This is a genomic window from Kineococcus glutinatus, assembly GCF_039542765.1.
Lineage (GTDB): Bacteria > Actinomycetota > Actinomycetes > Actinomycetales > Kineococcaceae > Kineococcus_A > Kineococcus_A glutinatus.
This window is the reverse complement of record NZ_BAABIL010000341.1, coordinates 1-6581: the sequence shown is the minus strand read 5'-3', so window position 1 is coordinate 6581 and position 6581 is coordinate 1. Positions and strand designations below refer to the sequence as shown.

The 6581-nt window shown below is 73.2% G+C and carries 5 protein-coding genes; 3 read left to right on the top strand and 2 right to left on the bottom strand.

Going from position 1 to position 6581, the window contains the following annotated elements:
* Window positions 1-253: GrpB family protein (locus ABEB16_RS13160; RefSeq protein WP_345712701.1), on the top strand; the 253-nt coding region annotated here is incomplete at its 5' end.
* Between the two features lie 53 nt (window positions 254-306).
* Window positions 307-2430: an excinuclease ABC subunit UvrB gene (gene uvrB / locus ABEB16_RS13155; RefSeq protein ID WP_345712700.1), complete on the top strand. Its 2124-nt coding sequence runs from the start codon at window positions 307-309 to the stop codon at window positions 2428-2430.
* Between the two features lie 57 nt (window positions 2431-2487).
* Here the strand turns inward: uvrB and ABEB16_RS13150 are convergent, their stop codons facing one another.
* Window positions 2488-3048, bottom strand: a complete 561-nt coding sequence (locus ABEB16_RS13150) for a MarR family winged helix-turn-helix transcriptional regulator (protein ID WP_345712699.1) — start codon at window positions 3046-3048, stop codon at window positions 2488-2490.
* 59 nt (window positions 3049-3107) lie between these two features.
* Complete coding sequence (locus tag ABEB16_RS13145; RefSeq protein WP_425560188.1) at window positions 3108-3797, bottom strand: MBL fold metallo-hydrolase; 690 nt, start codon at window positions 3795-3797, stop codon at window positions 3108-3110.
* A 62-nt stretch (window positions 3798-3859) separates the two neighbouring features.
* Here ABEB16_RS13145 and uvrA point away from each other — a divergent pair.
* Window positions 3860-6581 (top strand): excinuclease ABC subunit UvrA (gene uvrA, locus ABEB16_RS13140; protein ID WP_345712698.1); only part of this gene is annotated, 2722 nt, incomplete at its 3' end.

Here is a 6581-nt window from a genome sequence, read left to right as displayed (position 1 = left end):
GGGGCGGCCGCTGCACCTGCACGTGCGGGTCGAGGGCGGTCCGGGCTGGCGCTGGGCGCTGCTCTTCCGCGACTGGCTGCGCGCCGACGCCGGCGCCCGCGCGGCGTACGCGGCGCTGAAGGCGGACCTCGCGGCCCGCTGCACGAGCACGGGGGAGTACGCCGACGCCAAGGAGCCGTGGTTCACCGACGTGGCGCACGCCCGCGCCGAGGCGTGGGCGGCGGCGACGGGCTGGCGCCCGCCGGGCGGCTGAGCGCTCCGGCGCGCGGGGCGCCGGTGTCGGTGGGCGCGCCTACTGTGGGGACCATGCGGCCGACGAGCGACATCAAGCGCACCCTCGCTCCCTTCCGGGTGGTCTCGGAGTTCACGCCGTCCGGCGACCAGCCCACCGCGATCGCCGAGCTGGCGCGGCGGATCAACGGCGGGGAGAAGGACGTCGTGCTGCTCGGCGCCACCGGCACCGGCAAGTCCGCGACGACGGCCTGGCTCATCGAGCAGGTGCAGCGCCCCACCCTCGTCATGGCCCCGAACAAGACCCTCGCCGCGCAGCTGGCCAACGAGTTCCGCGAGCTGCTGCCCGACAACGCGGTGGAGTACTTCGTCTCGTACTACGACTACTACCAGCCCGAGGCGTACATCGCGCAGACGGACACCTACATCGAGAAGGACTCCGCGATCAACGAGGAGGTCGAGCGGCTGCGGCACTCCGCGACGAACTCCCTGCTCACCCGCCGGGACGTCGTCGTGGTGGCCAGCGTGTCCTGCATCTACGGCCTGGGCACCCCGCAGGAGTACGTCGACCGGATGGTGGCGCTCGAGGTCGGCCAGACCATGGACCGCGACGAGCTGCTGCGCCGCTTCGTGGACATGCAGTACACCCGCAACGACCTGTCCTTCACCCGCGGCACGTTCCGCGTCCGGGGCGACACCGTCGAGATCATCCCGATGTACGAGGAGCACGCGATCCGCATCGAGTTCTTCGGTGACGAGATCGAGGGGCTGCAGACGCTGCAGCCGCTGACGGGGGAGGTGCTGCGCGAGGAGCAGCACGTGTACGTCTTCCCCGCCTCGCACTACGTCGCCGGCCCCGAGCGGCTCGAGCGGGCGGTGGGGCTCATCGAGGCCGAGCTGGCCGAGCGCCTGCCGGAGCTGGAGCGGCAGGGCAAGCTGCTGGAGGCGCAGCGGCTGCGGATGCGCACCACCTACGACATCGAGATGCTGCGGCAGATCGGCACCTGCTCGGGGGTGGAGAACTACTCCCGGCACTTCGACGGGCGCGGGCCCGGCTCGGCGGCCAACACGCTGCTGGACTACTTCCCCGAGGACTTCCTCCTCGTCATCGACGAGTCCCACGTCACGGTGCCGCAGATCGGTGCGATGTACGAGGGGGACATGTCGCGCAAGCGCACCCTCGTCGACCACGGCTTCCGGCTGCCCAGCGCGATGGACAACCGGCCGCTGCGCTGGGAGGAGTTCCTCGACCGCGTGGGCCAGACGGTCTACCTCTCGGCCACCCCCGGCGCGTACGAGCTGGCCCAGTCCGACGGCGTGGTGGAGCAGATCATCCGGCCCACCGGCCTCGTGGACCCGGAGGTGGTGGTCAAGCCCACCAAGGGCCAGATCGACGACCTGCTGCACGAGGTGCGGGTGCGCACCGAGCGCGACGAGCGGGTGCTGGTCACCACGCTGACGAAGAAGATGGCCGAGGACCTCACCGACTACCTCCTCGAGCAGGGGGTGCGGGTGCGCTACCTGCACTCCGACATCGACACCCTCCGCCGCGTGGAGCTGCTGCGCGAGCTGCGCGAGGGCGAGTACGACGTGCTCGTCGGCATCAACCTGCTGCGGGAGGGCCTGGACCTGCCCGAGGTGTCGCTGGTGGCGATCCTCGACGCGGACAAGGAGGGCTTCCTGCGCTCGGCGACGTCGCTGATCCAGACGATCGGGCGCGCCGCGCGCAACGTGTCGGGGCAGGTGCACATGTACGCCGACCGGATCACCCCCTCGATGGCGCAGGCCATCGAGGAGACCAACCGGCGCCGGGAGAAGCAGGTGGCCTACAACCGGGAGCGGGGCGTGGACCCGATGCCCCTGCGCAAGAAGATCGCCGACATCACCGACCTCATCGCCCGCGAGGACGCCGACACCGCGGCGCTGCTCTCCGGCGGCGGCGGGCGGTCGCAGTCGCGGGGCCGGGCGTCCACGCCCGCCCCGGGCGCGAAGGCCCGGGGCGCGGCCGGTCGCGACGTCGGTCCCCGCCCGGGCGCCTCCCTGCCGCAGGCGGACCTGGCCGACCTCATCCAGCAGCTCAGCGAGCAGATGCACTCCGCCGCCGCGGAGCTGCAGTTCGAGCTCGCGGCGCGGCTGCGCGACGAGATCGGCGACCTGAAGAAGGAGCTGCGCGGGATGCAGGCGGCGCAGCGGGCGTGAGCGCCGGCCTCGGCCGGCTCCCGCGGGAGGGAGGTCCCACCGCCTGCGGGTCCCGCGTCAGGACCCGGTGGACGCGGTGGACGCCGTGGTGGGCGGCATCGGTACCGGGGAGACGGCGCCGGTGGCGGTGAGGTGCTCGAGCAGCCGGCTGCTGATGGCCTCCAGCTGGCGCACCTCCTCGGGGGCGAGCAGGTCGAAGAGGTTGTCGCGCACGCACTCCACGTGCCCGGGCGCCGCGGCGCTCAGCGCGGCGTACCCCTCGTCCGTGAGGACGGCCACGAGGCCACGGCCGTCGGTGGGGCAGCTGTCGCGGCGCACCCAGCCGCGGTCCTCCAGCCGCGCCACGGCGTGCGAGACGCGGCTGCGCGAGGACAGCGAGCTGGCGGCCAGCTCGCTCATCCGCAGCGAGCGCTCCGGGGCCTCCGACAGGCGCACGAGCATCTCGTAGTACGTGTGCACGATCCCCGCCTCGTGCTGCAGCTGGCGGTCGAGGCGGTCGAAGAGGAGCTGGCTGGCCGACAGGAAGGTCCGCCACGTGCGCTGCTCCTGCGCCGACAGCCAGCGCGTCCCCCCCTCCGCCGCCCGGGTCGTCGCGCCGCCGTCGAGCTGCTCGTCCATGGCCGCGATGATAGGCGCCGGCTTCAACTACCGGTGCGTGCGCGGCCACCGGCCCCGGCTCACCAGCCCCGCGCCCGCCACGCGCCCAGGTGGGGGCGCTCCTGGCCCAGCGTCGTGGGCAGCCCGTGGCCGGGGTGCACGGCCGTCTCGTCCGGCAGCCGGGCGAAGACGCGCTCGGTCAGGTCGTCCATCAAGGAGGCGAACGCCTGCGGGGAGCGGGTGCGGCCGGGCCCACCGGGGAAGAGGCTGTCGCCGGTGAACAGCTGCGGCGGCGCCCCGGGCGCCTGCAGCAGCAGCGCCACCGAGCCGGGGGTGTGCCCGCGCAGCTGCAGCACCTCCAGCTCCAGCTCGCCCACGCGCACCCGGTCACCGTGGCCGAGCAGCTCCTGCGGGGGCACCGGCAGGTCGGCGGCGTCGGCGGCGCCCGCGGCGCTGACCGCACCTGTGGCGGCCACCACCTCGCGCAGCGCGCGGTGGTGGTCCCAGTGCCCGTGCGTGGTGACGACGCGGCTCAGCCGGGCACCGGCCGGCAGGGCCGCCAGCAGGGCGCCGGCGTCGTCGGCGGCGTCCACGAGCAGCGCCTCGCCGCTGCGCGGGCAGGTCAGCAGGTAGCAGGCGTTGTCCATGGCGGAGACGTGCACCGCGCGCACGTGGGCGCCCGGCAGCCGCAGCACCTCCCGCGGCGGGCCCGCGCCCACCCGCCCCCCGGTGCCCCCGGTGCCGCTCGTCCCGGTGCCCGCGTCGTCCACGGGCGCACGCTAGCCGCGCCGCGCGCGGGCCGCGTGTCGGAGGCGGCACCTAGCATGGCGGCGTGGCTTCCCGTACGCCCTCGCGCGCCGCCGTGCCCACCCGCCCGTCCGACGCCGACCACCTCGTGGTGCGCGGGGCGAGGGAGCACAACCTCAAGGACGTCTCCGTCGAGCTGCCCCGCAACAGCCTGGTCGTCTTCACCGGCCTGTCGGGCTCGGGCAAGTCCTCGCTGGCCTTCGACACGATCTTCGCCGAGGGGCAGCGGCGCTACGTGGAGTCGCTCTCCGCCTACGCCCGCCAGTTCCTCGGCCAGATGGACAAGCCCGACGTCGACTTCATCGAGGGGCTGTCCCCGGCGGTCTCCATCGACCAGAAGTCCACCTCCCGCAACCCCCGCTCCACCGTCGGCACCATCACCGAGGTCTACGACTACCTGCGGCTGCTCTACGCCCGCGCCGGCCGCCCGCACTGCCCCACCTGCGGGGAGCCGGTGGGCCGGCAGACCCCGCAGCAGATCGTCGACCAGCTGCTGGAGCTGCCCGAGGGGACCCGCTACCAGGTGCTGGCGCCCGTGGTGCGCGCCCGCAAGGGCGAGTACGCGGAGCTGTTCCGCGAGCTGCAGTCCAAGGGCTTCGCCCGCGCCCGCGTCGACGGGCAGGTCGTCACCCTCGACGAGCCGCCGGTGCTGGAGAAGAAGCTCAAGCACACCATCGAGGTCGTCGTGGACCGCCTCGTCGCCAAGCAGGGCGTCAAGCGCCGCCTGACCGACTCCGTCGAGACGGCCCTGGTGCTGGCGAACGGCGTCGTGGTGGTCGACCTCGTCGGTGACGACTCCCCGGCCGGGGAGCGGCGCTTCTCCGAGCGGATGGCCTGCCCCAACGAGCACCCCCTCGACCTCGACGAGGTCGAGCCGCGCTCGTTCTCCTTCAACTCCCCCTTCGGCGCCTGCCCGGAGTGCACCGGCATCGGCACCCGCCTGGAGGTCGACCCCGACCTCGTCGTGCCCGACGAGGACCTCAGCATCGCCGAGGGCGCCATCGCCCCCTGGAGCACCGGCACCGGATCCAGCGACTACTTCCAGCGCATCCTCACCGCGCTGGCCGAGCAGCTGTCCTTCTCCCTGGACGTGCCGTGGCGCGCGCTGCCCCAGCGGGCCCGCGACGCGGTGCTGCACGGCAAGGACCACGAGGTCCAGGTGCGCTACAAGAACCGCTGGGGCCGCGAGCGGCAGTACGCCACCGGCTTCGAGGGCGTCATCCCGTTCGTCCAGCGCCGCCACGGCGAGACCGAGTCCGACCTCAGCCGCGAGCGCTACGAGGGCTACATGCGCGAGGTGCCGTGCCCGGTGTGCAAGGGCGCCCGCCTGAAGCCGTCGTCGCTGGCCGTCAAGCTCGGCGGGCGGTCCATCTCCGAGGTGTGCGCGCTGCCCATCACCGAGTGCGCCGCGTTCCTGCGCACGGTGGAGCTGTCGCCGCGCGAGCGCCAGATCGCCGCGCAGGTCCTCAAGGAGGTGCACGCCCGCCTCGGCTTCCTGCTCGACGTGGGCCTGGAGTACCTCTCCCTCGACCGGCCGGCGGGCACCCTCTCCGGTGGGGAGGCCCAGCGCATCCGGCTGGCCACCCAGATCGGCTCCGGCCTGGTGGGGGTGCTCTACGTGCTCGACGAGCCCTCCATCGGCCTGCACCAGCGGGACAACCGCCGCCTCATCGACACCCTGACCCGGCTGCGCGACCTGGGCAACACCCTCATCGTCGTCGAGCACGACGAGGACACCGTCCGGGTGGCCGACTGGGTCGTGGACTTCGGCCCCGGCGCCGGGGAGCAGGGCGGGCAGGTGGTGCACTCCGGCAGCGTGGCGGAGCTGCTGGCCAGCGAGCACTCCCTCACCGGGCAGTACCTGTCCGGGCGCAGGTCCATCCCGGTGCCCGAGCAGCGCCGCCCGGTGGACCCGGCGCGCACGGTCGTCGTGCGCGGGGCGCGCGAGCACAACCTGCGCGGCGTCGACGTCTCCTTCCCCCTCGGCTGCCTGGTCGCGGTCACCGGCGTGTCCGGCTCGGGCAAGTCCACCCTGGTCAACGACATCCTCTTCACGGTGCTGGCGAACAAGCTCAACGGCGCCCGCCGGGTGCCCGGCCGGCACAAGTCCGTCACCGGCCTGGAACACCTCGACAAGGTCGTGCACGTCGACCAGAGCCCGATCGGGCGCACCCCGCGCAGCAACCCGGCCACGTACACCGGGGTGTTCGACCACATCCGCAAGCTGTTCGCCGCCGCGCCGGAGTCCAAGCTGCGCGGCTACCAGCCGGGCCGGTTCTCCTTCAACGTCAAGGGCGGGCGCTGCGAGGCGTGCGCCGGCGACGGCACCCTGAAGATCGAGATGAACTTCCTGCCCGACGTCTACGTGCCCTGCGAGGTGTGCCACGGCGCCCGGTACAACCGGGAGACCCTCGAGGTGCACTTCAAGGGCCGCACGATCGCCGAGGTCCTCGACATGCCCATCGAGGAGGCCAAGGACTTCTTCGCGGCCGTGCCGGCGATCTCGCGCTACATGGCGACGCTGACGGAGGTGGGGCTGGGGTACGTCCGCCTCGGCCAGCCGGCCACCACCCTCTCCGGCGGGGAGGCGCAGCGGGTCAAGCTCGCCGCCGAGCTGCAGAAGCGCTCCAACGGCCGCACCATCTACGTCCTCGACGAGCCCACGACCGGGCTGCACTTCGAGGACATCCGCAAGCTGCTGGGCGTCGTGCAGGGCCTGGTGGACAAGGGCAACAGCGTCCTGGTCA